Raw genomic sequence first — 26,255 nt, 5'->3', positions numbered from 1 at the left:
CCTTCCCCTCTATTTTTTACTGATGTTAGTGTTATCAAAAAAAGTGTATGCAAGCGTGACGGTCTTATAGCGTTCGGGTAACGTCGGTTCTACAACGAAACGGACCGGCATGGTTTTTTCTTCGTTCGCAGCAAAGGTTTGTTCGGTAAAGCAAAAGCACTGGGTCTTTTTAAAAAATTCTGCGGCCAGGCCCGGCGTAATACTGGGTATGGCTTGCGCAATCATCGGCTGATTACTCGTGTTTTTCGCATAAAAATTAACCGTGTAGTACTCACCCGGATGTACTTTCATGCTTTTCACTTCGGAGCGGAACAACATGGGAGTGGACTCGTTTAAGGATGTGAGAAACTCTACTGTCACCTCCCTACTTTTATCCACCTCATACGCCGTTTCTTGAACGGCTTGACCTTCAACTTTACCGTTCAAGCCGGTCAAATCGCAAAGCACATCGTAAAGCGGCACCAAAGCATAACCAAAACCAAACATGGCAATTGCGACAAGCGCCAATTTACGGACCAACTTGGTATTTTTTTGCCCAAGATCCTCGCTCATTGCGAGATTGCCTTAATGACCGCAAATACGTATATCGTGAAGGCCACAGCAAACAAAACCAAAGCCGTCAAAATGTTTTTCTTTTTTGTATCCATTTCATTACCCAATAAGCCATGTCAAACGACATGGCTTATTTCAGTCACTCATTTCAAGCTTTAAAAATGCTCGGTAGGGATTCTCGCCGGCGGCGTGCTGAAGGTGTGATAAGGTGCAGGCGAAGGCACTGTCCACTCCAGACTGTGTTTGCTGGCATCTTCCCAAACCTCGTCACTGACTTTTTCGCCGGTTCCACCACGGATGGTATCAATGACGATGTACACGAACAACAATTGGCTAAAACCGTAGATAAACGCGCCAATACTGGACACCATATTCCAATCAGCAAATTGAATCGCGTAATCGGGGATACGACGCGGCATGCCGGCTAGACCCAAGAAATGTTGCGGGAAGAACAATATGTTCACCGACACAGCTGACAACCAAAAATGTAATCTGCCGATTTTCTCGTTGTACATATTGCCAGTCCATTTAGGCAACCAGAAATAACCGGCAGCCATCAGGATGAAAATAGAAGCCGGCACCAAGGTGTAATGGAAGTGAGCGACGATGAAATAGGTGTCGTGGTATTGGAAATCCACCGGCGCTACCGACATCATCAAACCGGTGAAACCACCCATGGTAAACAGCACTACAAACGCTATCGAGAACAGCATAGGCGTTTCGAAGGTCATCGAGCCTTTCCACATGGTGGCGGTCCAGTTGAACACTTTTACGCCGGTCGGAATCGCGATCAGCATGGTGGCATACATAAAGTACAACTCACCGGCAACAGGCATACCCACGGTAAACATGTGGTGAGCCCAAACGATAAAAGACAAGAACGCAATCGCACCGGTCGCGTAAACCATAGAGGCATAACCAAACAGCGGTTTACGGGCAAACACCGGAATGATGGTGGATGCCACACCGAAAGTCGGCAGAATCATGACATACACTTCAGGGTGACCGAAGAACCAGAAAATGTGCTGATACAACACCGGATCGCCGCCGCCAGCCGCATCGAAGAAGCTGGTATCGAAGAATTTGTCGGTCAGCAACATGGTTACCGCACCGGCAAATACCGGCATGATAGCGATCAACAAAAACGCTGTGATCAGCCAAGTCCAAACGAACAAAGGCATTTTCATCAAGGTCATGCCGGGCGCCCGCATGTTGAAAATGGTAGCGATCACGTTGATCGCACCCATGATCGAAGAGATACCCAGTAAATGCACAGAGAAAATAGCGAAAGGAAACGATTTACCGTTTTGAAAAACCAAGGGCGGATAAAAAGTCCAACCGCCGGATGGTGCACCACCTTCCATGAACAAAGTGCTGGCCAACAGTAAGACACCTGCTACCAACATCCAGAAGCTCATGTTGTTCATCCGCGGCAAGGCCATATCCGGCGCGCCGATCATCATCGGAATCATCCAGTTGGCCAAGCCGACGAACGCCGGCATTACCGCGCCGAATACCATCACCAGGGCATGCATGGTGGTCATCGAGTTGAAGAAGTTAGGATCGACAAATTGCAGGCCAGGCTCGAATAACTCGGAGCGAATGACCAATGCCATGGCACCACCGACAAAAAACATTATCAGACCGAATACCAGATACAAGGTGCCTATATCTTTGTGGTTGGTGGTAAATATCCACCGTAAAACGCCCTTTTCGGGGCCGTGATCGTGGTGATCGTGATGATCATCATGTTCAGCTACGACAGCAGTCATACTTTATACCTCAGCAAAAATTAGAAAATGAGTTCATTGCGAAAATCAGTGAATTACTCATCATCGTCCCATTTGGGTGTGATTTTATTAGGCTGAATCTCATCACCCACGTTGTTACCCAATGCCGGCGCGTTTCTGATGTAAGTAATCAGCTCGGCCAATTCGTCATCCGGCAATTTTTTGAAGGCCGGCATTTTGCTCGTACCTGCCTGAATAAAACCAATCAGCTGATCCATATTGCCGGTGACTTTCGCGCTGCCTCGCAACGCAGGGAACCAACCGGAGATACCGTTACCGTCGATCTGGTGGCAAGCCACGCAGTTTTTCAGATAAACAGACTCACCTTTTGCCATCAGCGTATTGCGGGTTTGGTCGCTCAAGTCAGGCTTCTGATTTTGCTTATCCAAAGTCGCTTTAACCCAGGCATCGTATTGATCTTGCTCCATCGCAATCACCACCACCGGCATGAAACCGTGGTCGCGGCCGCACAACTCGGTACATTGACCACGGTAAGTGCCGGGTTTATCGACTGAGGTCCAAGCTTCGTTCACAAAACCGGGGTTGGCGTCTTTTTTCCAGCCCAGATCCGGAACCCACCAGGAGTGAATCACGTCCGCTGCAGTAAACAGGAAGCGAATTTTTTTACCAACCGGCACCACCAGCGGCTTATCGACGTTCAGCAGGTAGTTGGGGACGTTACGCGGATCCATAGAACTAACCCTATGGGTTTTTTCGCTGGCCTCGTCTAAATGGCTTTCGAAATGCACGCCGCTATCCAGGTATTCGTACTCCCAATACCATTGTTTACCGGTGACTTTGATACTCATCTCTGAGTCCTGCACCTTGTCCAAATCGATCACGGCTTTGGTGGCAGGAATCGCCATACCCACCAGAATCAGCGTGGGAATGATGGTCCAGATGATCTCGACAGTCGTATTCTCATGAAACTGCTCGGCTTTATGACCCTTTGATTTACGATGATGATAAATCGAGTAAAACATAGTGCCGAACACCGCGATCCCAATAAACACACAGATCCACAGAATCAGCATGTGCAAATCGTAAAGCTCGTTACTGAGTTGCGTCACGCCCTTCATCAGGTTGAGTGTATAGTCCGCATGCGCAGTCCCCAAGCCTAAAGCCATCAGGACCAGACAAGCGAGCAGTTGCTTTGTTTTCTTCACGGAGCAGCCTCCCCATTGGTAGTTATAAACTTGTATGCGTTATATCTTCGTAATATCGTCGCAAGACCATTTAACCGGCGAACAATTCCATTTACTGATAATTATCATAAATTAACTGGGCAATTTTAACCCATGACTCACCCACAAACCAGAAGAGGTTTTCCCGTTTGTAAAAAATACACATAAAAAAGGCTTGGGAGCATCGCTGCTCGCAAGCCTTTTGTTGCATATTAGAGACAGATTTATGCTGTCATTACTTCAATGCGTCAGAATAAGCCATATCGAATTTCGGAATGTGGTTATCCAGCCAGCCTTTCACCAATTGACCGACGTCCTCGGTGACTTCTGCTTCACCGGCATGGAATTTTTTCTGCAAATCCGCGCAGATACCGATCAATGCTTCATGCTCGGCTTTGTGTCTATCATAACCGCCAAAGCCTTTAGCAACCATTTCCCTTTCTTCGTGAGCAAAGTGATCGACCACGTAGGTAATCAATGCATCCAGCGAAGCGCCAACAGTAGCGCGCTCCGCGCCGCCCGTGGCCTCATCGTACAGTTTATTCAGCAAACCGAATAAGGTTTGATGTTCTTGGTCGGCAAATCCGACATTCGTGCCATACTGAGCCGCAGTCCAAGTAATTAAAGCCATATAACGTCTCCTGGTTGTTTTTGTAATGGAGTCGTCATTTTGAACATCTGTTAATCATTTTTTTTGATGTACATCAACTTTTTGCCAGTTTGGTAAACTCAAGTTCGTCGCCAAAAACTCAAAGTCGGCAGCAGCCAAAAATGGCAGAACACCCAACAGCGGCGCCTCTATCACTTCGCGCAAAAACGCCAGATTGCCATCGAAACCGGGCATCTTAGGGTCAATTTGCACCGCCACCCAACCGGCGCAGGACAAACCGCTCCGGCGTATGGCCGACATCGTCAAGCGCGCGTGATTGATACAACCCAGCCTGACACCCACCACCAGAATCACCGGCAAACGTAACGCTTGCGCCAGACCGGCATTGTCCAAATCACTGCTCAACGGCGAATACCAGCCACCCGCCCCTTCGACCAGCACTACATCAACCCGTTGTTGTAATCGTACAAATCCGTCCGCAATAACATCCATCGAAACTTCAACACCACCACAAGCCAGATGCGGAGAAATTGCCGCTTCAAAAGCGTAGGGATTGATTTCCCGGTATTCCAGTGGCACTGAAGCGTATTGCTGCATCAGTAGTGCATCGGAATTTTTCAGCATGCCGTCATGCCATTCACAGCCGGCGGCCACCGGTTTCATTCCCACCGCACTTAAGCCTTGCATTTGCAGACAGCGCATCAAGGCAATAGTTGTCCAGGTTTTGCCGACATTCGTATCGGTGCCGGTAATGAAGAACGCAGATTTCATGACCTTGCCCGCACGAAGATAATTTCGTAGCTGGCCACTATTTCGCCGTTTACCATGCTGTTTTCGTAGTGCCGCATCATGCGCTGCAATTGCGAACGGGTGGTGAGCCGCCGATTTCTGGCATCACTAACGTTATGCGCCCCAAGATCTTTTAACTCATGCATCAAAGCCATCACCGAAGGGTAAGACAAACGATACATCACCGTGTCCACATCGACCCGCGCTAAACCGGCAGCCCGTAAAAAACCGCAAATCTGCCCCGCACTATAAAAATCGTTAACATGAGCAAAGTCGTCCACACCAGTCCAAGCCGCTTTCAGCTCTCTTAAGGTCTCCGGACCGAAGGTTGAAAATACCAGTTGCCCACACTGGCGCAATAATCGCCGCACATCGGCAAACACCGCCGGCAAGTCCTGACACCACTGCACGGCCAGATTCGAATAAACCTGTTGCAAACTGTTATCCGCAAACGGTAGTTTTTCGGCATCGGCACAAACATATTCGACCGGTAAAGCACCGTTGTTCCGTCGCGACGTTTGCAGCATGGGCAACGCAATATCCAATGCCAAACAAGACTGATTCAGACAATCTAAGGGCAAACGGCGCGTCAAAAAACCGGTGCCGCACCCAACGTCCAGCACCCAACCCGGCGCGGATTGCAACGGAAATTTTTGCAGCAAGGCCAATCCCACCTGGCGTTGCAACATCGCCGCCGAATCATAACTCCCAGCCGCCGCCGCAAATGAACGCCTAATTTTGGCTTTATCCAACACGGCAAAACTCATTCAGCCGCGGCAACGATGTCGCATAGCTGCTGGGCGTGCGATAAAAATGGCACATGTCCGGCACTTGCCAGAACATGTAGTGTGACGCGTGTGTTTAAAGTCTTTACAGCTTGCCCGGTTTGCACCGGAATCAAAGTATCTTTATCGCCTTGCATGACCGTGATCGGACAGCGCAACCCCACGACTGACTTGCGCAAATCGCTATTTTTCAGAATTTGCAAACCACCCTGCAACGCATCGCGCGTCGGGGCATCGCACTCCTGCACGGCCAAGCGCAATTGCTGTAACAACTGCCGGCTCTCAGGCAAGCCTTGCACTTGCAAACCCAAAAAGCGTTGCAAGGTCAATTTCGTGTCATCGCTAAGCTGGGCGACAAAACCATCCAACACCTCCGGCCTCACTCCCGGCCAATCGGCAGTCTTAACAAACTTCGGATTGCCTGATAACAAGAACAGCGACTGCAATCGCTCGGGACAGCGCGCCGCCATATCCAAAGCCACCGTCGCGCCCAGTGACCAGCCCAACACGCTAAAGCGATTGACCGGAATCGCATCGAATAACGCGGAAGTAATAGCCGGTAGATCATACGCATCCAACCCGGCACTGCGACCATGACCGGGTAAATCCAGGCAAATCACCTGGCGATGCCGAGCCAACTGCCTGGCAAAATCACGCCAAATGCCGCTATGCATCGCCCAACCGTGCAGCATGACTAATGGTCTGCCCTGGCCGTATATTTCTCTATGAATTTCAGTCATGGCAAAGCCTTAGCCAATGCCTCCAACAAGGCATCGATCTGTTGTTCGGTGTGATTAGCGGAAAAGGTGATCCGCAAGCGAGCGCTGCCGGCCGGCACGGTCGGCGGTCTAATCGCACTGACCCAAAAACCTTGTTCCAGCAAGCGTTGACTAGCCGCCACGGTTTGGCCGCTGTCGCCAATCAGAACAGGTTGAATCGCGGTAAAAGAGTCCATTAGTCGCAGGCCTTGTTGTTGCGCACCTTGCCGGAAACGGGAGATTAGATTTTGCAACTGTTCGCGCCGCCAAGACTCAGCTTGCAACACCCGCAAACTGGCGCGAGTCGCCTCGGCCACAGCCGCCGGCAGCGCGGTAGTAAACACATAACTCCGGGCTTTTTGAATCAACATCTCGATCAAATCCTCGGAACCGGCCACAAAGGCACCGAACGTCCCAAATGCCTTGCCTAAAGTCCCGATTAGAATGGGTACGTCATCCTGACTCAAACCGAAATGCTCGACAATGCCGCCGCCGTTTTTACCGAGTACGCCAAAACCATGGGCATCGTCGATCAGCAAACCGGCATGATGCTTTTCTGCCAACGCCACCATGTCCGGCAGCGGTGCCAAATCGCCATCCATGCTGAACACGCCGTCGCTGACCACCAAAGCCTTGCCCACAGTATTCGACAGCTTAGCCTGCAAGTCTTGAACATCCGCATGCCGATAGCGCTGAAAGCGCGCCCGCGACAATAAACCCCCATCCAGCAGTGAAGCGTGATTCAAGCGGTCCTCCAACACAGTATCACTGCGACCCAGCAATGCGGAAATCACACCCAGATTTGCCATATAGCCAGTGGAAAACAGCAAGGCCCGCTCCCGCCCGGTAAAAGCCGCCAATTCTTCTTCCAAAGCATGATGGGCAGCGCTGTGCCCACAAATCAGATGTGCAGAACCACTACCAACGCCGTAGCGATCCACAGCCGATTTGAATGCTGCCGCGACCTCGGCATGATTGGCCAGCCCCAGATAGTCGTTACTGCAAAAATTGATTAATTGTCGACCATCGACATTCTGCATGATGCCTTGCGGACCATCGACTACCCGGCGGCACCGATACAGGTTGTCCTGCTCCAGCCGCCGCAGTTCACCGGCGAAGTCGTAGAAAGCGTTGGCCATTAAGCGTAACTTGATCCACCCATCCGCACACCCAAACGCTCGAACAACTGCTGGTCATGGTTGGTCATCGGGTTATCGGTGGTCAGCAGTTTATCGCCGTAGAAAATCGAATTGGCGCCGGCCAAGAAACACAGAGCCTGCATCTCGTCGCTCATGGCTTTGCGGCCAGCTGACAGACGTACCCGCGATTGCGGCATTAGAATTCTAGCGACGGCGATGGTGCGTACAAACACGATAGGATCTAGCGCTTCTATTCCGTGCAACGGCGTACCTTCCACCTGCACCAACATATTGATAGGCACACTTTCCGGATGCTTGGGCATATTGGCTAGTTGCAACAACAACTTGGCGCGGTCAGTCTCCGACTCGCCCATACCGACAATCCCGCCGCAGCAGACGTTGATACCGGCATCGCGCACCCGCTCCAGCGTATCCAAGCGGTCTTGATAGGTACGGGTGGTAATGATTTCGGAATAATAGTCTTCGGATGTATCCAAGTTGTGGTTGTAATAATCCAGGCCGCCGTCTTTCAAGGCTTGAGTCTGCTTATCGCTGAGCATGCCCAACGTGACGCAAGTCTCCATACCCAGCGCCTTCACGCCCTGCACCATTTCGACTACCCGCTCTATGTCCCTATCCTTGGGGCTCCGCCAAGCGGCGCCCATGCAAAACCGCGATGCGCCCTGCTCTTTGGCTTGCTGTGCGGCTTTTAACACCGCATCGACCGGCATCAAAGCTTCAGGGTTCAGATCGGAATCGTAGCGCGCACTTTGCGGGCAATAACCGCAATCCTCGGAACAGGAACCGGTCTTGATACTCAATAGACTGCTAACCTGTACCTCGTTAGGATCGAAATACACTCTATGCACGCTTTGCGCCTGATAAATCAGATCGTTAAACGGCAGTGCCAACAATGCTTCGACTTCGGGTAATTGCCAGTCGTGACGGATGGTAGCCGCTGATTCCAAGGGTTTCTGGCTTGCAGACATTCTGATAATCTCCGAGAGTAAGGACAACAGCGGCGCTAGCCGACTTATCAACCTATATTTAAAATTATGGTAAACAACTGGCTGAACATTATACAGAAGAAATTGCTGCCGCCACGTTGTGTGTTATGCGCAAGTCCGGGATACGGCAATTTGGATTTATGCCTGGGCTGCTTAACCGACCTGCCGCGCAACCTGTCTTGCTGCTACCGATGCGGGGAACACTTCGAGACCGCAATAGAGGTGCCGCAACTCTGCGGCCGTTGCCTAAAGAAATCGCCCGCCTTCGATGAGACCTATGCGCCATTTTTGTACCAAAGCCAAATGCGTTATTTGGTCGGCCAATTGAAGTTTGCCAACGATTATAAAAACGCCCGCTTAATGGCAGCCTTGCTGGCTCAACATATTGCCGATAGTGCGGAACTGCCGGATTGCCTGTTACCCGTACCGCTGTATCCCAGGCGCTATCGGGAACGTGGTTTCAATCAGTCGATAGAAATTGCCCGGCATTTGTCCAGGGAACTCGGCATTCCGCTGGATTTAAATAGCTGCGCTCGCCAGCGCGATACCTGCCATCAAACCGGCTTACCGGCGAAGCAGCGCCGGAAAAACATGCGTTTGGCGTTTAAGGTCGTTAAACCATTAAATTTTCAACATATTGCAATCATAGACGACGTCATGACCACCGGCGCTACCGCCTCTGCGCTGGCGGCAGCGCTAAAGCAAGCCGGGGTTGGCAAAGTTGATGTCTGGGTTTGCGCCCGCGCTTAAAGAAACACCTCAATTATCCCGGACGGCCGAGGCTGGGTGCGGCAAACCGGAATTTTGCAAGGCGTTCAGAACAGTCAGCAACTTTTCTCGCCGCGAACCCAGCAATTGAAAGCCATGCATCAGCATAGTGATTTCATCCTGCAAATTTTGTTGATCGACGCCCATGACTTCTAAGGCATCGACGGCAGAGGCCAGCGCCACTTCGTACTTACTTTGGTAAGGCCGCTTGAAGCGCGCCTGAAAACCATCACGCAATTTTTGCAGCAATGCCTCGAAACGCTGCTCGGTGAAATCCTCGGCTTGCATGCGCTCCAGCAACAACTGCTCGGCATCGAAGACCTCTTCGTGAAAAGCCTGCCGATAGGCCGTGCATAGCTGCTCCACCAACTCGCGATGCGGCCCCTGCTGCCCTTGCAGTTGCGCAACCAATCGAGCCGCGTTTTCTTCCAGGCTAAACATCGGCCGTTGATAACGCATCGCATGCAAAGCCTCCAAGGTCGTCAGCAATTCGACCAATCTAGGCTCGGCATAATTTTCAGTTTCCAGCCAGCGATAAAACAGCTGTTTGAAGGTATTCGGAAAACGGCCGAACTGCTCGCAGTAGGCTTCTACAAATTCGCCGGTAAAACGCTCCAGCTCCGGTTGATCGAGCAATTGATGTTTCATCGCCGACAACAGCCGCCGGCTCAACTCGCTGACACTAAGCTCCGTTTTATCGGCTGCAAGCCAGGAATTAACCGCCGCAGTCGGTTCGCTATCGGCAATATCGGCCACCGTATGTTTGAACGGCGCGGGGGTTAACAAGGCTTGCCAGTAATCCAACAGCCCATTGCCGGCCGTTTCGCTGCCGATATGCTTGATAATATTGTCCGCCAACGCAAACAAACAACGGCTAGCCGGAGAATTGGCGGCTAAATCCACCACCGACATTTGCAAAGCGACGGCTTTAGGCAGATTTTCGTCGCGAATGACAAAACCGCCGTACTCCACTTTCAGTTTCAAACATTTTTCCGCCACGGCGGCAAAGCGTCGATAGGTATCGGTCGCGGCCGGATAATCAACGGCCTGATTGACGACCACGCGCAGGCTGCCCGAATACTGACGGGCATTCAAAGCCTTCAGCAGCGCAAAGGCATCGGTTAGCGCCGCCGGATCACCGCTGACCACTAAAAACGTAGATTGCGCCAACTCGATAAAGCGCAACACGGTTTCGGTATGCGTCGCAGCGGTGTCGATCAAAAAATAATCGAATTGCGCCTCCAGCTCGGTCAATGCTTCCAACAGCTTAGTCATCTGCGCGGCAGAAACAGGTATGCCGCCCATTAAACTTGCGGCGGACACCACGCCCACATCCTCGGCGGTTTTCAGCAAAACCTCAGCAATCGTTTTTTCGCCGGATAGCACCTGCTCCAAACGGTGCGCCGGCCGCAGCCCGAGTAATGTGTTGATATTGGACAAGCCGGTATCGACATCCAATACACAAACGCGCTTGCCGCGCAATGCCATCGCTGCCGCTACATTAGCCACCACACTGGTTTTACCGACGCCGCTCTTGGCCCCGGCAAACGCAATAATGTGCGGTTTTGATTGAGCGTCAGCGCTGTCCTGTTCTGAAAAATGTAAACTGTCCATCGTGGCAATGAAATAGGCTGTTTAGGTCGGATTTAGATCGGCAAACCAAGCCAGCCGAATTCAAACGATATTGTAAGCCCAATCTTACAAATTCATGAATTCATAGCATAAACCTAGGTTGCACATATCGGGGCCTTAGCGGCGAGCGGTCGATTCGCCGCCATCTTCACGTATAATGCACCATCCACAAAACTACTGCATACCCCATGACCACCCCTCGTCTCGCCTGGGCTATTACCGGCTCCGGACACTATATTGAAGAATGCCTTGACTTCATGCTGACGCTGGATAACGTCGATCTGTATTTGAGTCAGGCCGGTGAGGAAGTATTGAAAATGTACGGCATCCGCCTGGACGACGTCAGAGCCAAGATGCCTGTATATCGGGACAAAGCCGCCTCCGCGCCGCCAGTGGGCTTGTTTTATAAGGGCTATTACCACACCTTTGTGATGGCCCCCACCACCTCAAATACCATCGCCAAATGCGTGCTGGGCATTGCCGACTCCTTGGTGACCAACTTGTATTCCCAGGCCGGCAAATGTCGCGTGGAAAGTATCGTCTACCCTTGCGACACCCAGCCGGAAATCGAAACCACCGCGCCCGGTAAGAAAAAATTCATGGTCTATCCGCGCCCTATCGATCTGGAAGCCACCGATAAAATCCGTTCTTTTCCTTACACACAAGTGGTTGATGATGTCGAGCAGCTAATCGTCGCGGTAAACGCCCGCCTAGCCAGCCTATGACCGAGCGCATCCTGTTCATCACCGGCCGACTGGCGGAAAAGCAAGTCCGGCAAGTATTGGAGAAAATGCAGCCGGAATTTCAATACAAAGTGTATGTGATGGGCGTAACGGTGGCCGCGTTGATTACCAGCGACATGATCATCCGCCGCATGCCCGACGCGCAAGGCGCTGATCGGGTGATCTTACCTGGCCGCTGCCGCGGCGATCTGGAGGCGCTGGGCCAGCACTTTGGCGTGCCGTTCGAGCGTGGTCCAGAAGAGATCAAAGATCTGCCCCAGCATTTTGGCATGGCCGCCCAGCATTACGACCTGAGCCAATACCAAACCAAAATTTTCGCGGAAATTACCGATGCACCCAGCATCAGCGTCGAGGCGGTGATCGAGCGGGCTTATTACTACAAAGCCAACGGCGCCGACGTCATCGACATTGGCTGCCTGCCCGGCACGCCGTTTCCGCATCTGACCGAGTGCATTCGCACCTTGAAACAAGAAGGCTTCACCGTCAGCATTGACTCCTTGGAAGACGCCGACCTGCTGGCCGGCGGCCAGGCTGGGGCCGATTACATGCTCAGCTTGACCACCAAAAGCCTGTGGATAGCTGAGGAAGTGGCGACCACGCCGATTCTGATTCCGGAAACGCACGGCGACTTGAGCACGCTGGATAAAGCCATCGAAATCTTGAGCGCGAAAAACCGCGCCTTCATCGTCGACCCGATTCTGGACCCGATTCACTTCGGTTTCACCGACTCCATCGTCCGCAATCATGAATTCCGCCGCCGCTATCCGCAGGTAGAAATGATGATGGGGGTCGGCAATCTCACTGAACTGACCCACGCCGACACCTCGGGCATAAATGCGATGTTGCTGGGGATTTGCTCAGAGCTGAATATCAACCATATTCTGGCTACCGAAGTGAGTAAACACGCGCGGCGGGCGATCAAGGAAGCCGACAGCGCCCGCCGCATCATGTACACCGCCAAGCAGCACAATACCCTGCCCAAACACATCGCCCCGGATTTGCTGACCGTGCATGATAGCTCGCCGTTTTTGAATAGCCGCGAGGAAATCGCAAGTTTGGCAGCGGAAATTAAAGACCCCAGCTACCGTATTCAAGTCAGCAGCGAAGGCATTCATGTGTTCAACCGCGATGGTCTGCACACGGCGCAAGACCCCTTCGATTTGTACCCTAAGTTGCACGTGGAAACCGACGGCGGCCACGCCTTTTATCTGGGTGTGGAACTAGCGCGCGCCGAAATCGCCTGGCAGCTGGGCAAGCGTTTCACCCAGGATCAGCAACTAAGCTGGGGCTGCGCCGCGCAAGGCACCGAGCCAACCGTGGATTTACATACTTTCAAACCGGCTGGCAGCACCCTAAAAAAGCACGAAGACTAAGCCGTTTGTCAGTGGCAGTTGTTGCAAACTCGACAAGCCGCTACGCTTTTCTCCGCATTGATCCTCGCTAAAACCCCGTAATTAAGGCCCTAGCCGCATTTGGTATTGCTCTTGCTTGGGTTTAACCAAACCTAATCAAGAGCCTCTTACATGAAATCTAAACAAGCGAATGCGCATGACTAAGTTCCCTTTAAAACTGGCCGTCGCCACCAAAGACAATATTTCCATCAACGAACATTTCGGCCACGCCACAAAATTTTCGGTGTATAGCGCCAGCGAGACCCGCTGCGAGTTACTGGAAACCCGTGAAGTGGCACACTACTGCCTGGGCCAACACGCCGACGAGTCCGCAATGCCCGGCATTTTGGAAACCATTAAAGATTGTTATGCGGTGTTCGTGGCGCGCATCGGTGACGGTCCGACCGCAAAAGTTAACGCCATCGGCGTCCGCGCCGTATCGGAATATGCGTATGCAGCGGTCGAGGAATCCTTGCTGGACTATGCTAAACGCACCGCCGCCGGCGAGGAGATCGGATGACGCCCGAACACGTCGCACAATGGGTGAACAGCCATCCCCTAAGCCCCATCCACGTCGATTGCGCGGTAACGGTGATGCTGAAAATCATCGACGGCAAATGCAAAATGCGGGCAACTGAAAAAGTGGTGATGGAACTGCTCTACGACTGTGTCAAACACTTGCCGGGGCAAATTCTGCAAGCCGATCTGCATCCTTTGATCGAGACCGCCCGCGCCGACGAAGACGACGAAGCTTTGAAAAACTTGATATACGAAAAACGCCTGATGGCGGAAACCGCGATTTCTCGCCCGGTGATGAAAGGTTTTAAAGCCATGATCCGGGAGCAAGGCCTGCTTGAGCGTCGAGAAGAACAGGAAACGGAAGAGTAATGCCTCATTCAATCGAAAAAATCGAAACTCATTTGTCCGCCTAAGTTTGGCGGGCGAAACAAATCGCTACGTAGCGGTGGCAGCGAACGGGTTAGTTCCAGCTTTCTGGTAATCAACTTGAAGCGCTGCGCAATCAAATCGGCATAACTGCCACTGCCCGTTTGGCGTTGATGAAAAGCCGCATCATAGGCTTTACCACCCCTGCTATCCCGCACCCGATTCATTACATGCTCGGCTTTTAAGGGGTAGTTTTGTTGCAGCCATTCTTTAAATAAATCCGCAGTTTCCAAGGGCAGACGCAGCAGAATGTATTGCACACTCTGTGCGCCGGCTTGATGGGCGGCGCCAACAATGCTTTCCAATTCGTAATCGGTCAGCACCGGAATCAGCGGCGCCACCATCACCCCAACCGGAATCCCCGCTGCCCGCAAGCGGGCGACAGCCTCCAACCGCCGCTGCGACGCCGCAGCCCGCGGCTCCAAGGTTCGCGCCAGCGTTCTATCCAGGGTGGTAATCGACAGATAAACTGACGCCAGACCTTGACCGGCCATGTCCGCCAGAATATCGATGTCGCGTTCGATCAACGCCGACTTGGTGACGATGCTGACCGGATGCCGGGTCTCGGATAACATTTCCAAGATTTGCCGCATGATGCGCTGCTGCCGTTCCAGGGGTTGGTAAGGATCGGTGTTGGTACCCAGGGCCAGCGGTGCGCAGCGATAACTGCGTTTGGCTAGTTCCTCCCGCAGTAATTGGGCGGCATTGGGCTTAACCAGAATTTTACTTTCGAAATCCAGTCCGGCGGAATAACCCAGATAAGCATGGGTCGGCCTGGCAAAACAATAAATACAAGCATGCTCGCAGCCGCGATAAGGATTTATCGACCTGTCGAACGGTATATCCGGCGAATCGTTGTAAGTAATCACGGATTTGGTGCTGTCGATGATCACTTCGGTCGGCAGCGGCGGAAGTGCCGCATCCAGACTGCCCCAACCATCGTCCTCAGCCACCGCGCTTTGCCTTTCAAAGCGCCCAGCAACATTACTGATACTAGCGCGACCTTTATAAATTAATGGCGTAGACATAGCTTCATCTGCAAGCAGCACATAATTTGAGTAAGGGGATTATACCGATCACACGCGAATTCAAGCTTCATGGGTTTTTCGAAGCAGTCCGCTCATGGCATTGGGTAGCCGGGTCTGAGGCTTAGTCGAAGATTCAGTCTAATAGGAAAAATGACCGTGCAAAAAAAAGCTCGCATCGCTGCAAGCTTTTTAAATTCAGGCCGTTGGTTTATCGGGACCACTAATTGATCAAAAACTCCGAAAAGAACACGTCGCGAAAGCCGTCGCTATTTTGACTCTTGGTCAACAAATCGGTGATCAATTGTTTGGTCTTCATTCGCAGCGCTTCGCGCTGTTCCATGGTTTGCAAGTCGGCGCTTTTCATGCCGCTCAGCATCATGATCATCTCATGCCGTAAAACCGGCATATATTTTTTGATTTTTTCGACGTGTTCGGCGCCTTCCGCCAGTAGTTGCACATTCAGCATCAAATATTTTTTAGGCTCGGCCAGATTGACGGTGAATTTAGGTTTCATCTCCACATACTCAATAACCGGACCTGCGCTCTCGTCGGCTTTCTTCTCGCCGGAATTGGCCCAAGTCATCGTCGGTAACAGCATCAAACTGATCAACAATATAAATGTTCGCACGGTTTCCTCATATAATGTGATGGTTAGACCAAAAGTATATTCCATTTTCACCATTAATCACCATGAAACCACAAGCTATCGGCCCGGTCATGATAGACATTGAGGCCCACAGCCTCAGCGCGCTGGACAAAGAAAAAATTGCTCACCCCAATACCGGCGCCTTAATCCTGTTCGCTAGAAATTACGACAGTCCTCGGCAAGTCGCCGATTTGATTAAACAAATCCGCGCCGCGCGTAATGGCGACATTTTGATCGCCGTCGATCAGGAAGGCGGTCGGGTGCAACGCTTTCAAACCGGCTTTACCCGCTTGCCGGCGGCAGCATTTTACGCAGAGCAACCCGAGTTGGCAGAAGCTGCCGGCTGGCTGATGGCTAGTGAACTGCTGGCGGTGGATGTGGACTTTAGTTTCGCGCCGGTGCTGGATGTGGATTGCGGCGTTAGCGAGATCATCGGCAACCGCTCATTTTCCCAAGACGCGAAATTAGCCGGAGAACTGGCCGGCGCGTTTCGACAAGGCATGCGTAGCGCCGGCATGGCGGCCACCGGCAAACACTTTCCCGGCCATGGCGCGGTGGCGCTGGACTCGCATTTGACGCTGCCGGTCGACGAGCGCGACTTGGAAACCATCCGCCGGCAAGATCTATTGCCGTTCAAACAACTGATTGAACAAGGCCTGGAAGCCATCATGCCGGCTCATGTGGTTTATCCGCAAGTGGACCGCTATCCGGCCGGTTTTTCCAGCTTCTGGTTACAGACCATTCTGCGCGGCGAACTGGGCTTTGATGGCGCCATTTTCAGCGACGATCTAAGTATGGAAGGTGCGGCGAGCATAGGCGACTTCACCGAACGCGCCGGTCTTGCCCAGCAAGCCGGCTGCGATATGCTGCTGGTTTGCAACAATTCGGCAGCCGCCGAACAAGTGCTGGACAAGTTGCCTATCAGCCAAAGCAGTAAACGCGAACAACGCTTACAAGCCATGCGCGGTAAATGCCTGCTCGACAAGGACGCCTTGGTAAAAAATGACAAATGGCAAACCGTTTCCAAACAAATCACGGAGTTTTATGAATCCCATGCTTGAAGAAATCGGCATCGTTAAACAACACGCGCTGTTGCTACACAGCGCCGAGGAAGTCGAAGCGGCGTTGGATGGCATGGCGGCGGCGATCACCGACAAACTGCAAGACAGCAATCCGTTGGTGTTGTGCGTCATCAACGGCGGCATCATCGCTACCGGCAAATTACTGCCCCGCCTGGACTTTCCGTTAAATCTGGACAGCGTCCACGCCAGTCGTTACCGCAACACCACCTCCGGCAGCGACATACATTGGCTGTTTAAACCCACGACACCGTTGGCCGGCCGCACGGTCTTGATAGTCGACGATATTCTCGACGAAGGCCATACGCTGCATGCCATTGTCGAATATTGCCGGGAACAAGGTGCTAGCGCCGTATACACGGCCGCACTGTTCGACAAAGACCTGCAAGTCACCAAACCTATCGAGCCGGACTTTATCGGCCTGACAGTCGCCAACCATTATCTGTTTGGCTACGGGATGGATTACAAGGGTTATCTTAGAAATGCGCCAGGCGTATTTGCCTGTAAGGAAGTGTTATGACATTAGCCATCATCGGCGGCACCGGCCTCACTCAGATCGAAGCATTGACAATCACCGGTGAAGAACGTCTCTCGACACCTTTCGGCGAGCCATCCGCAGCTTATGTGCTCGGCGAGTTAGACGGCCAGAAATTGGTTTTCCTGGCCCGCCACGGCAATCCGCACCGGATTCCGCCGCACAAGATCAACTACCGAGCCAATATCTGGGGTTTAAAACAGCTGGGCGTTTCCGAGATTATCGGCGTCGCGGCGGTCGGCGGTATCGGCGCAAAGATGGCACCGGCCGTTATTGCGATTCCGGATCAATTGATAGACTACAGCTATGGTCGGGAACATACGTTTTTTGCCGACGATCTGGAGCATGTCACGCATATCGATTTCACCGAGCCCTACACACCGTCACTCCGCGCCCGCATTATGCAAGCCGCGCATCAGGCAAACATTTCGATAACTTCCTCAGGCACTTACGGCTGCACCCAAGGACCGCGACTGGAAACCGTAGCCGAAATCAAACGAATGGCTAACGACGGTTGCGACTTGGTGGGCATGACCGGCATGCCGGAAGCCTCACTGGCGCGGGAACTGGGTTTGGCTTATGCAAATATCTCGGTGGTAGCCAATTGGGCGGCTGGTGTGGTGGAGGGTGAAATCACCATGGCCGAGATCGAGAAAAACTTGGAAGTTGGCATGGCCAATGCGATCGCCTTGCTGAAAGCAACAGTATTGTTCAACGACTAGCAGAAACAGAAACGGATTTTGACGGAGCCCGGATGCCCCACCAAAATCCGCAAATTTGGGAAACGCAGATTACATTTCCCGAAACGCTGAAAAGAGCTTATCTTTTCGCGCCACCGCTGTGAAGTACATCATTGCGGTAAGCTGAGTTGGCGGAGTCTTCGGCGATATTTTTTGCCGCGGTAGCATATTTATCATGCTCGGCATTTTTTACCATCAGTACAGCGCCAGCCGCCAAGACGACAGCAATGACGATATAGAGCCAGAAATTATCTTTTTCTTGTACTTCACTCATTTTGTACCTTCCTTTTGTTGTTTGTGATGGTGGTGCTGAAAAAATTTCAACGGGGCAAAAGATAACAAGCCGAGGCTTAAATTTTTTGATATACATCAAACTTTTTATGGTTATTAAAATTTATGCCTAGTCGCCGCCTATTTCTAAAGCACTCCGGTATTTTGCTGGCCGGGGCTTTGTTGGCGAGTAAGTCCGCCAGCGCACTTGCCGAGAGGTTGGCAAAGCACTTTGCCGCCGACGACTTCATCGCCCTCTACACCCAAATTATCGATCAGCGAACGGTGATTAATAGCGATAAACTCAATCTGATCCTGCCGGAGATTGCCGAAGATGGCGCAGTGGTGCCGGTGAGCATTGCTAGTGAGCTGGACGGCATCGAGAAACTGTTTCTATTCGCCGATAAAAATCCTACGCCGCTGCTGGCAGAATTCGAACTCACGCCGCTAGTAGCGCCCTTCCTTAGCGCGCGGATTAAATTAGCCGAATCTTGCAACGTGATTTTGCTTGCTAAACATAACGGAGAGCTATTACGCACCAGCCGTTGGGTCAAGGTAATGCGTGGCGGCTGCGGAACAGGTTGAGATGAACAACAGCATAAAAATCAGAAGCCAACGGCGCGACGGCCACATTGAAGTCAAATTGCTGATAATGCATCCGATGGAAAACGGCCGCAATCGCGACGCTAACGGCGAATTGATTCCGGCGCATTTTATCGAGCGGTTGGTGGTTAAATTAAACGATCAACTAATCCTAACCACCAACATGGCCGGCAGCATCTCCAAAAATCCGTTTTTTACGTTTAGATTGATAGCAAACAGCGGCGATAGGCTCAGCGCCGAATGGGCTGACAATAGACAAAACCAAGATAACGCCGAGCACGTGCTCGACTGAAGCAAAGGCTAGTTAAGAATAATTTCGGCGGTCTGATTCCGGGCGCTGACCACCAAAAAACTTAACGGCGATGCGGCGAATTGCCGTTCCAACTGCGCCAGCAACTCTGCCGCCCGTTGCGGATTGGCAACCGCGCAAAATCCGGTCGGCCCCCACGAGGTCTGGCCTATCGCCACGGCCCCTTGCACGGCGAGACTAGCCATTGCCGCCGCGACATCCGGGCTGGTAAACACCCCGCCCTGTACCGGCGCAAAATGCTCACCCACCGCCTGCTGCAGCGAGGTAATCACTTCGCCGAATTTATCAAGATCGCATTCCGCCAGAGCCGGCAAACCCTGCATCAACAGCAAGTAACATAAGCGCTCGGCCTGGGCTTGCGGAAACGGCGGCAATTGCTGAAAAGCGCTGACTTCCTGTTCGCCATGCAAACCTTGGCCGCGTTGATCGAACACCAAAATAAATCGCCAGTCTTCCGGCACCGCCATTTGCGCGACCATAGGCGGGGTTTTGGTGTCCGGTCCGCGACCGCCATCCACTACCAAGCCGCCTGTTTCGAAGATACCGATACCAATACCGGAACGCGCGCCGCGATCGGAAAGTTGCGCTATTTCCCGCACCGACAGACCCAAATCGTAAAAAGCATTCAACGCGGCACCAACAGCCAAAGCCATTTGCGTACCGGATCCTAATCCAATGTGTTCAGGGATGGCATTATCGATAGTGATATTGAGTGCATCGGAAACGCCCAGCAATTGACAAAATTGCCGGGTACATTTCAGGGCGCGCTCCGCTGACGGACCGCTGACTTGCAGGCTATCCGCCGCGCTTATGGTGAGCCTGGTATTGATTTCGTTCAGCGCCAAACCGATGCTACCGAAATGCCGCCCCAACGCGCCACTTAAATCGATAAAGCCCATATGTAAGCGAGCCGGAGCTATGACCGTCACTGATTGGTACCGCGCTTTCACCACCTGGATTCCGTCAAATACTAAGGAGCCGGCATTATAGCGGATGATGTTGGCGGGCCGAGATAAAATCGGCCACTTGGTGTAGATCTTCCATTAGAAAATCGGCGTGTTCGACAGCCCAGGCATCCGCCGGATGGAATGACGGCACGAAGACGCAGGGCGTCCCAGCGGCTAGAGCGGCGCGGACGCCTGTCGGCGAATCTTCCAGCACCAAACAGTCCTCAACCGGTTGTGCCAGTTCTGCGGCAGCGCGCAAAAAAATATCCGGGGCCGGCTTTGCCGCGGCGACCATATCGCCGGCAACAATATATGAAAAAACATCCGACAATCCGGCCCAGGCCAAGCACTGTTGCGCCGCCGCGAGCGGGCTATTTGTTGCCAGACAGAACGGCAAACCGTACTCAGTCAACACGTCCAAAACGGCAAAAAAACCGGGTTTTACGGCGATACCGTGGTGCTGAACATGAGCGAGCCAATAAACGCTACTTAATTGCTGAAACTTTTCCAGATTGAAACGAATCCCGCTTTGCTCCTGCAAACGCCGAGTCACCGTCATTCCGGAGCAACCGGACAAGCCATCCCAAAACTCCGTCGGCATCGCAAAGCCAAGCTCATCGGCAGCGGCCTGCCACGCTTTAACATAAGTCGGCTCACTATCCAAAACCAGACCGTCCATATCAAAAATAATCGCCCGCCAGCGCCGTTCCTTCACCGGATGACCTTAATAAATTCGCCTATGGCTTCCCGATTCGAACCGACTACTATGCGCTGGACACCGTCTTGATCGACTTCTAACTGCCCGGCCACGCGAATCCGTTCGCCGACTTGCGCCTGACCGTTATAAGTCGCGGTAAAACACACTACGCTATCGACTTGCGGATGCTTAATAACAAACCGAGCGGGATAATCGAAACTGAATTGGTCTTCACACACTTCGGCGTCGATAGTGACAAAGCCCAGTTTACGGTAACTTCTGTCCTGTGCTTCCGGGTCGGCAATCGCCAGCGACAAATCGAATTTACGCCCATTGATCATGCCCTTGTTGTATTTGCGCTGCTCATGCCAGACATAGTCGTCAAAGGCAAAATCGCAGGCTCGCCGCTGGTAAGCCTCCAACCAATCTTCATCGTTTAATGCTTGGCAACGATCTTCGGCAATCAAGGCTTGGACGATATTGCGCGCACGATGAAACTCGCCGCGCTCGTAGCAAACCAGATCAATATCGGAACTATGTTTTTGCATACCCACCAGCAGCGAGCCGGTCACGCCGAATCGGCTAAGTGCCAAGCCATTGGCCCGCAACAAGGCGCACAGTTTATGCAAATCGGCCAATACCGGGTCGCCGGGTTCGTCAGCCAACAAGCGTTGCAAGACTTGTCGAGGTTGGTAATGCCGAACAATAGCGGCGCTAGGCACGGCGTGTAAATGCGCATCGAGCAGTGCCGAGTAATGCAGATATTGCGGGCAATATTGCTCAAGATGGCGGTTCGCCAGCGCAGTGTCGACCTTACGCCAAACGCCCGCCAGACAGAGGTAGCGCAGAAAACATAAAACCTTCCCATTTTCCTGGCCCTGAACTACGACCGCGAAAATCAACCCTTCCGCAGTTTCTATAAAATCTTTGGCTCGATACACGATTTAATTGACTTCCACCCGGTTACGACCGCTTTGCTTGGCCTTGTACAAAGCGGCATCCGCCGCTTCCAACATCTCCAGCGCGGTTCTATATTGGCCTACATAGGTTGCCACCCCCAAACTCAGGCTAATACACTGAGTCTCAGTCTCGCCGTAAACGAAGTTTTTTTCAAAAACTTGCCGGCGAATATTTTCAGCGAGTACACGAGCATGTTGTAACGATGTATCGGGCAGGATCGCTACAAACTCCTCACCACCGTAACGGCAAATGAGATCGCTGCTACGCTCCAATTGCTCCGTGAGAACTTTCGCCACTGCAATTAAACACCCGTCGCCTTGCGGGTGCCCTAAGGTGTCGTTGTATTTCTTAAAGTAATCGATATCGCAAATAATCAAAGACAACGGCGCTTTATTGCGGCGGGACAGCGCAAACTGCATGGATAGATTGCTATCGAAATGGCGGCGATTGCCCAAGCCGGTTAATTGATCGCGCAATGATAAACGCTCCAATTCCAGATTGGCTGCCTGCAATTCGCGCTGGGTTGTTTGCAGCTTTTGCCGCATCACATAAATCCGCTCCATCGCGATCACTGTCAATCGCAAACGGGTAGGATTCAGCGGTTTAGGCAGGTAGGCATCGCCGCCGGCCAAAATGCCGTTGACGAACGATTGATCATCGTCATGCATGGTAAAAAAAATGATGGGGAACCAATCAGCCTTTTTTAACTCGCGGATTGCTTTAGTGGCCTCTACACCGGTCAGCAAGGGCATTTCCACATCCATCAGAATCAAGTCCACATCGTGGTCGGCGACATATTGCAAGGCTTCGGAACCGTTTTCCGCATAGGACACCGCATGCCCCATTTCTTTTAGGCATTCCACAACCAGCTGCCTGATCACTTTGCTATCATCGACCACCAATATTTTCATTGTTCTTCTAGTTGGCTTAAGCAGACTCTAGGATTCTAGCGTAATTCGCTGGGCTCACAGAAAACAATTGATAAAACCGGTTCAATCCCCTATCCTCGCCCGCTGGCTTTTCAGCCTAATAACCGTCCGTTATTCCCCTCCAAACCTTAGGAGAAATCATGAAAATCGGTGTTCCAAAAGAAGTTCACGACGGCGAAAAACGCGTCGCTACCACGCCAGAGGCCGCTGAAAAAATCATCAAACTAGGTTTTGAAGTACTGGTGGAAAGCGGTGCCGGCGACAATGCCAATATTTCCGATGACGCTTATCGCGCGGCAGGCGTACAAGTCGTCGCCTCGGCACAGGAACTATGGCAAAACAGCGACATTGTCATGAAAGTCCGGGCGCCCGAATTTCATCCGCAGTTGGCTATCGACGAAGCCGACTTACTGCGAGAAGGCCAACAATTAATCAGCTTCATCTGGCCGGCGCAAAATGAAGCGCTGATGCAAAAACTGGCAGCGAAAAAAGTCTCGGTATTGGCGATGGACAGTGTGCCACGCATGTCCCGGGCGCAAAAAATGGATGCACTCAGCTCCATGGCCAACATCGCCGGCTATCGAGCCATCGTGGAAGCCGCCCAGCATTTTGGCCGCTTCTTCACCGGCCAAATCACCGCTGCCGGTAAAATTCCTCCTGCCAAGGTGTTGGTAATAGGTGCCGGCGTAGCCGGTCTGGCCGCCATCGGCGCCGCAAAAGGCATGGGCGCCATCGTCCGCGCCTTCGATACTCGCCCGGAAGTGAAAGAACAAATCGAAAGTATGGACGCCGAGTTTCTGATGCTGGATTTTCAGGAAGACGGCTCGGGTAGCGGCGGTTACGCCAAAACCATGTCCAAAGAATTTATCGAAGCGGAGATGGCTTTGTTTGCCCAGCAAGCCAAGGAAGTGGACATCATCGTCACCACGGCCTTGATCCCCGGCAAACCCGCACCGGAACTGATTACCGCCGAGATGGTGGCATCGATGAAACCCGGCAGTGTCATCGTGGATTTGGCCGCCGAACAAGGCGGTAACTGTGCCTTGACCGAGAAAAATCAGGTTGTGGTCAAACACGATGTGACCATCATCGGTTACACCAATTTACCCAGCCGCTTGGCCAATCAATCCAGCCAACTTTACGCCACCAACCTGCGGCATCTGCTCACCGACCTCACCCCGGGCAAAGACGGCAACACCGTCATCAATATGGAGGATGAGGTGATTCGCGGCGCGACCGTGATTAAGGAAGGCAATATCACTTGGCCACCACCACCGCCCAAACTGTCTGCCGCGCCCAAGCAGGTGGCAGCAACGGAAGCGGCAACCACTGTCGAAACTAAATCGTTAATACCGGAACCGATAAAACAATGGCTACCGATTGCCTTGGCTGCTCTGGTGTTTTTTGCGGTCGGCGCGACGGCGCCTACCTCGTTTTTGTCACACTTCACGGTGTTTGTGTTGGCTTGTTTTGTCGGTTACCAAGTGATTTGGAACGTCTCGCCGTCGCTGCATACGCCTTTGATGAGCGTGACCAACGCCATCAGTGGCATCATCGTGATCGGTGCTCTGGTGCAGGTGTCCTCGCCTGACTCGATAATCGGCATTTTGTCCGCAGTGGCGATTCTGATCGCATCCATCAATATTGCCGGCGGCTTTCTCGTGACGCGCCGCATGCTTGAAATGTTTAGAAAATAAGGAGAGCTACATGTCAAACGGTCTAGTTACGATGGCATACATCGCAGCCTCGATTCTATTCATTCTCAGCCTCAGCGGCCTGAGCAAACAGGACACAGCGCGGCGCGGCAATTATTACGGCATGACCGGGATGGCGATTGCGATTGCAGCCACGGTATTCGGCGGCAGTGTCACTGCCTACGTAATACTCACGATTGCCCTGCTGATTGGTGGCTTCATTGGTACCAAAGCCGCCGCGAAAGTGGAAATGACACAAATGCCGGAATTAGTGGCATTGATGCACAGTTTGGTCGGTATGGCCGCCGTGTTAGTCGGTTACGCTAATGCGATGGATCACTCCAACAGTTTGGTCGGCGCCGAAAAAACCATCCACGAAGTAGAAACCTACATCGGTATATTTATCGGTGCGGTGACATTTTCCGGCTCGGTCATCGCTTTCGGCAAGCTCTGCGGTCGCATCAGCGGCAAACCGATCTTGCTGCCGGCGCGGCATTGGTTGAATCTGGCCATGTTGGTCATTACCGTGATATTGGGCGGCAACTTTTTGAGTGCGGCAGAATCCGGCGGCGGGATGATTCCGCTGGCGATTATGACCGTAATCGCCCTGGTTTTTGGCGTACACATGGTGATGGCCATCGGCGGCGCCGATATGCCGGTGGTGGTATCGATGTTGAACAGCTATTCCGGCTGGGCCGCGGCCGCTACCGGCTTCATGCTCAGCAACGACTTGCTGATCGTCACCGGCGCCCTGGTCGGCTCCAGCGGCGCAATTCTGAGTTATATCATGTGCCGCGCCATGAATCGGCACTTTCTTAGCGTCATAGCCGGCGGCTTTGGCAGCGCAGGCGGTGAAGCGGCGGAAGTGGTCGGCGACGTGCAGCCCATTGAAGTGGAAGAAACCGCGCAACTGTTGCTGGACGCCAAAGATATCGTGATCATCCCCGGCTATGGCATGGCCGTGGCACAAGCGCAGCACACAGTCAACGAAATCACCAAATTCCTGACCAGTCGCGGCAAAAAAGTCCGGTTTGCGATCCATCCAGTCGCCGGGCGCATGCCTGGGCACATGAACGTCTTGCTGGCCGAAGCGAAAGTCCCGTATGACATCGTGTTTGAAATGGATGAAATTAACGAAGACTTCCCGCATGTCGATGTCTCCATCGTCATCGGCGCCAACGACATCGTCAATCCCTCCGCTTTGGACGATCCTAACAGCCCGATAGCCGGCATGCCGGTCCTGGAATGCTGGAAAGGTGCAAACACCATCGTGCTGAAACGCTCGATGGCTTCAGGTTACGCCGGCGTCGGCAATCCGCTGTTCGTGCATGAAAACACCCGCATGCTGTTCGGCGATGCCAACGACAAATTGCAGGGATTGTTGAAGGCTTTGCAGGGTTAAATCTGAGGTAACTTATCGACCCGTAATTGCCAACTTTAGTTGTTGGCAATTACGTCAAACAAAATGGCGGGCTTTATCTTTAAATATTGGGAGGATTATTCAGCCTTCCCGGAATGCTTTCCATTGCCGCAATATGAATCGACCAAGTTTCGGCACAGGAGTTGATACTCTGTTCCGCTCATGGGACATTCAAACTGCCATGGCTAGATAGACCCAAAGCCATCTGACGATTTTGACAAGCAAATTTCGACCCATTTTTGCCACTCGAGTTTCTCCAAAGCCGCCAGTCGACCGAAGCCAGACTCTGCAAACTGGAGGACTA

At 52.4% G+C, this 26,255-nt stretch carries 29 protein-coding genes; 12 read left to right on the top strand and 17 right to left on the bottom strand.

Annotated features, from left to right (window positions below):
* Window positions 1–9 precede the first annotated feature (9 nt).
* The 9 genes from METH11B_RS0125055 to bioB all read right to left on the bottom strand — a co-directional run bounded on the left by METH11B_RS0125055 (window position 10) and on the right by bioB (window position 8,596).
* A complete protein-coding gene (locus tag METH11B_RS0125055) occupies window positions 10–552 on the bottom strand; it encodes a cytochrome c oxidase assembly protein (RefSeq protein WP_020482132.1) in 543 nt (180 codons plus the stop codon).
* A 155-nt stretch (window positions 553–707) separates the two neighbouring features.
* Window positions 708–2,324 (bottom strand): cytochrome c oxidase subunit I, encoded by a 1,617-nt coding sequence (gene ctaD / locus METH11B_RS0125045; RefSeq protein WP_020482134.1) that lies wholly within the window; start codon window positions 2,322–2,324, stop codon window positions 708–710.
* 53 nt (window positions 2,325–2,377) lie between these two features.
* Complete coding sequence (gene coxB, locus METH11B_RS0125040; RefSeq protein ID WP_026604395.1) at window positions 2,378–3,508, bottom strand: cytochrome c oxidase subunit II; 1,131 nt, start codon at window positions 3,506–3,508, stop codon at window positions 2,378–2,380.
* Between the two features lie 253 nt (window positions 3,509–3,761).
* Complete coding sequence (locus tag METH11B_RS0125035) at window positions 3,762–4,157, bottom strand: bacteriohemerythrin (protein ID WP_026604394.1); 396 nt, start codon at window positions 4,155–4,157, stop codon at window positions 3,762–3,764.
* 54 nt (window positions 4,158–4,211) lie between these two features.
* Window positions 4,212–4,907, bottom strand: a complete 696-nt coding sequence (bioD, locus tag METH11B_RS0125030) for a dethiobiotin synthase (protein ID WP_026604393.1) — start codon at window positions 4,905–4,907, stop codon at window positions 4,212–4,214.
* The gene (gene bioC, locus METH11B_RS0125025; RefSeq protein WP_026604392.1) at window positions 4,904–5,692 is read right to left on the bottom strand and encodes a malonyl-ACP O-methyltransferase BioC; all 789 of its coding nucleotides are present in this window, start codon (window positions 5,690–5,692) and stop codon (window positions 4,904–4,906) included. The genes bioD and bioC overlap by 4 nt, the downstream gene beginning before the upstream one ends.
* Window positions 5,689–6,450: a pimeloyl-ACP methyl ester esterase BioH gene (gene bioH, locus METH11B_RS0125020; RefSeq protein ID WP_026604391.1), complete on the bottom strand. Its 762-nt coding sequence runs from the start codon at window positions 6,448–6,450 to the stop codon at window positions 5,689–5,691. Before bioH ends, bioC begins: the two co-directional genes overlap by 4 nt.
* On the bottom strand, window positions 6,447–7,607 hold the full coding sequence (bioF, locus tag METH11B_RS0125015; RefSeq protein ID WP_026604390.1) for an 8-amino-7-oxononanoate synthase: 1,161 nt from the start codon (window positions 7,605–7,607) through the stop codon (window positions 6,447–6,449). Before bioF ends, bioH begins: the two co-directional genes overlap by 4 nt.
* The gene (gene bioB / locus METH11B_RS0125010) at window positions 7,607–8,596 is read right to left on the bottom strand and encodes a biotin synthase BioB (protein ID WP_026604389.1); all 990 of its coding nucleotides are present in this window, start codon (window positions 8,594–8,596) and stop codon (window positions 7,607–7,609) included. The genes bioF and bioB overlap by 1 nt, the downstream gene beginning before the upstream one ends.
* Window positions 8,597–8,662: 66 nt before the next feature.
* Between bioB and METH11B_RS0125005 the strand changes: the two genes are divergently transcribed.
* Window positions 8,663–9,364 carry a ComF family protein gene (locus METH11B_RS0125005; RefSeq protein ID WP_026604388.1) on the top strand — a complete coding sequence of 234 codons (702 nt, stop codon included), beginning with the start codon at window positions 8,663–8,665 and terminating at the stop codon, window positions 9,362–9,364.
* A gap of 9 nt (window positions 9,365–9,373) precedes the next feature.
* On the opposite strand, the gene METH11B_RS28145 is transcribed toward METH11B_RS0125005, so the two are convergent.
* Window positions 9,374–10,996 carry an AAA family ATPase gene (locus METH11B_RS28145; protein ID WP_026604387.1) on the bottom strand — a complete coding sequence of 541 codons (1,623 nt, stop codon included), beginning with the start codon at window positions 10,994–10,996 and terminating at the stop codon, window positions 9,374–9,376.
* 206 nt (window positions 10,997–11,202) lie between these two features.
* Here METH11B_RS28145 and METH11B_RS0124995 point away from each other — a divergent pair, with 206 nt between their 5' ends.
* From METH11B_RS0124995 to METH11B_RS0124980, 4 genes are all read left to right on the top strand, one after another.
* Complete coding sequence (locus METH11B_RS0124995; RefSeq protein ID WP_036276443.1) at window positions 11,203–11,739, top strand: flavoprotein; 537 nt, start codon at window positions 11,203–11,205, stop codon at window positions 11,737–11,739.
* The gene (locus tag METH11B_RS0124990) at window positions 11,736–13,130 is read left to right on the top strand and encodes a DUF6513 domain-containing protein (protein WP_026604385.1); all 1,395 of its coding nucleotides are present in this window, start codon (window positions 11,736–11,738) and stop codon (window positions 13,128–13,130) included. The genes METH11B_RS0124995 and METH11B_RS0124990 overlap by 4 nt, the downstream gene beginning before the upstream one ends.
* Before the next feature lie 175 nt (window positions 13,131–13,305).
* The gene (locus METH11B_RS0124985; RefSeq protein ID WP_026604384.1) at window positions 13,306–13,668 is read left to right on the top strand and encodes a NifB/NifX family molybdenum-iron cluster-binding protein; all 363 of its coding nucleotides are present in this window, start codon (window positions 13,306–13,308) and stop codon (window positions 13,666–13,668) included.
* Window positions 13,665–14,036, top strand: a complete 372-nt coding sequence (locus tag METH11B_RS0124980) for a hypothetical protein (RefSeq protein WP_026604383.1) — start codon at window positions 13,665–13,667, stop codon at window positions 14,034–14,036. Before METH11B_RS0124985 ends, METH11B_RS0124980 begins: the two co-directional genes overlap by 4 nt.
* A gap of 8 nt (window positions 14,037–14,044) precedes the next feature.
* Here the strand turns inward: METH11B_RS0124980 and METH11B_RS0124975 are convergent, their stop codons facing one another.
* Both METH11B_RS0124975 and METH11B_RS0124970 read right to left on the bottom strand, forming a co-directional pair.
* Window positions 14,045–15,121, bottom strand: a complete 1,077-nt coding sequence (locus METH11B_RS0124975) for a PA0069 family radical SAM protein (protein ID WP_026604382.1) — start codon at window positions 15,119–15,121, stop codon at window positions 14,045–14,047.
* Window positions 15,122–15,341: 220 nt separating this feature from the next.
* Window positions 15,342–15,749, bottom strand: coding sequence for a flagellar basal body-associated FliL family protein (locus METH11B_RS0124970; protein WP_033194064.1), 408 nt, complete (start codon window positions 15,747–15,749; stop codon window positions 15,342–15,344).
* Between the two features lie 62 nt (window positions 15,750–15,811).
* Between METH11B_RS0124970 and nagZ the strand changes: the two genes are divergently transcribed.
* From nagZ to METH11B_RS0124955, 3 genes are read left to right on the top strand one after another with little or no spacing between them, the layout of a single operon-like run.
* On the top strand, window positions 15,812–16,828 hold the full coding sequence (gene nagZ, locus METH11B_RS0124965; protein WP_026604381.1) for a beta-N-acetylhexosaminidase: 1,017 nt from the start codon (window positions 15,812–15,814) through the stop codon (window positions 16,826–16,828).
* Window positions 16,821–17,366, top strand: a complete 546-nt coding sequence (locus tag METH11B_RS0124960; RefSeq protein WP_036278324.1) for a hypoxanthine-guanine phosphoribosyltransferase — start codon at window positions 16,821–16,823, stop codon at window positions 17,364–17,366. The genes nagZ and METH11B_RS0124960 overlap by 8 nt, the downstream gene beginning before the upstream one ends.
* Window positions 17,363–18,103, top strand: a complete 741-nt coding sequence (locus METH11B_RS0124955; RefSeq protein ID WP_026604379.1) for an S-methyl-5'-thioinosine phosphorylase — start codon at window positions 17,363–17,365, stop codon at window positions 18,101–18,103. Before METH11B_RS0124960 ends, METH11B_RS0124955 begins: the two co-directional genes overlap by 4 nt.
* Window positions 18,104–18,200: 97 nt before the next feature.
* Here the strand turns inward: METH11B_RS0124955 and METH11B_RS0124950 are convergent, their stop codons facing one another.
* Window positions 18,201–18,395, bottom strand: coding sequence for a hypothetical protein (locus tag METH11B_RS0124950; RefSeq protein WP_020482153.1), 195 nt, complete (start codon window positions 18,393–18,395; stop codon window positions 18,201–18,203).
* Between the two features lie 122 nt (window positions 18,396–18,517).
* Between METH11B_RS0124950 and METH11B_RS0124945 the strand changes: the two genes are divergently transcribed.
* Entirely contained in the window at window positions 18,518–18,976 is a 459-nt protein-coding gene (locus METH11B_RS0124945; RefSeq protein WP_026604378.1) for a thiosulfate oxidation carrier protein SoxY, read from the top strand.
* Window position 18,977: 1 nt separating this feature from the next.
* The gene (soxZ, locus tag METH11B_RS0124940; protein WP_026604377.1) at window positions 18,978–19,286 is read left to right on the top strand and encodes a thiosulfate oxidation carrier complex protein SoxZ; all 309 of its coding nucleotides are present in this window, start codon (window positions 18,978–18,980) and stop codon (window positions 19,284–19,286) included.
* 8 nt (window positions 19,287–19,294) lie between these two features.
* Here the strand turns inward: soxZ and METH11B_RS0124935 are convergent, their stop codons facing one another.
* From METH11B_RS0124935 to METH11B_RS0124920, 4 genes are read right to left on the bottom strand one after another with little or no spacing between them, the layout of a single operon-like run.
* On the bottom strand, window positions 19,295–20,233 hold the full coding sequence (locus METH11B_RS0124935) for a beta-ribofuranosylaminobenzene 5'-phosphate synthase family protein (protein ID WP_269319492.1): 939 nt from the start codon (window positions 20,231–20,233) through the stop codon (window positions 19,295–19,297).
* Window positions 20,234–20,288: 55 nt separating this feature from the next.
* Complete coding sequence (locus tag METH11B_RS0124930) at window positions 20,289–20,966, bottom strand: HAD family hydrolase (protein ID WP_026604375.1); 678 nt, start codon at window positions 20,964–20,966, stop codon at window positions 20,289–20,291.
* Window positions 20,963–21,889, bottom strand: coding sequence for a hypothetical protein (locus METH11B_RS0124925; protein WP_026604374.1), 927 nt, complete (start codon window positions 21,887–21,889; stop codon window positions 20,963–20,965). Before METH11B_RS0124925 ends, METH11B_RS0124930 begins: the two co-directional genes overlap by 4 nt.
* A 3-nt stretch (window positions 21,890–21,892) precedes the next feature.
* Window positions 21,893–22,819 carry a GGDEF domain-containing response regulator gene (locus METH11B_RS0124920; protein WP_026604373.1) on the bottom strand — a complete coding sequence of 309 codons (927 nt, stop codon included), beginning with the start codon at window positions 22,817–22,819 and terminating at the stop codon, window positions 21,893–21,895.
* 158 nt (window positions 22,820–22,977) lie between these two features.
* Between METH11B_RS0124920 and METH11B_RS0124915 the strand changes: the two genes are divergently transcribed.
* Window positions 22,978–24,534 carry a Re/Si-specific NAD(P)(+) transhydrogenase subunit alpha gene (locus tag METH11B_RS0124915; RefSeq protein ID WP_026604372.1) on the top strand — a complete coding sequence of 519 codons (1,557 nt, stop codon included), beginning with the start codon at window positions 22,978–22,980 and terminating at the stop codon, window positions 24,532–24,534.
* Window positions 24,535–24,544: 10 nt separating this feature from the next.
* Window positions 24,545–25,933, top strand: a complete 1,389-nt coding sequence (gene pntB, locus METH11B_RS0124910; RefSeq protein WP_036276439.1) for a Re/Si-specific NAD(P)(+) transhydrogenase subunit beta — start codon at window positions 24,545–24,547, stop codon at window positions 25,931–25,933.
* Window positions 25,934–26,255 lie beyond the last annotated feature (322 nt).

It is taken from the genome of Methylomonas sp. 11b (assembly GCF_000515215.1).
Lineage (GTDB): Bacteria > Pseudomonadota > Gammaproteobacteria > Methylococcales > Methylomonadaceae > Methylomonas.
The sequence above is the reverse complement of the archived record's forward strand: the minus strand, read 5'-3'. Positions and strand labels throughout refer to the sequence as shown.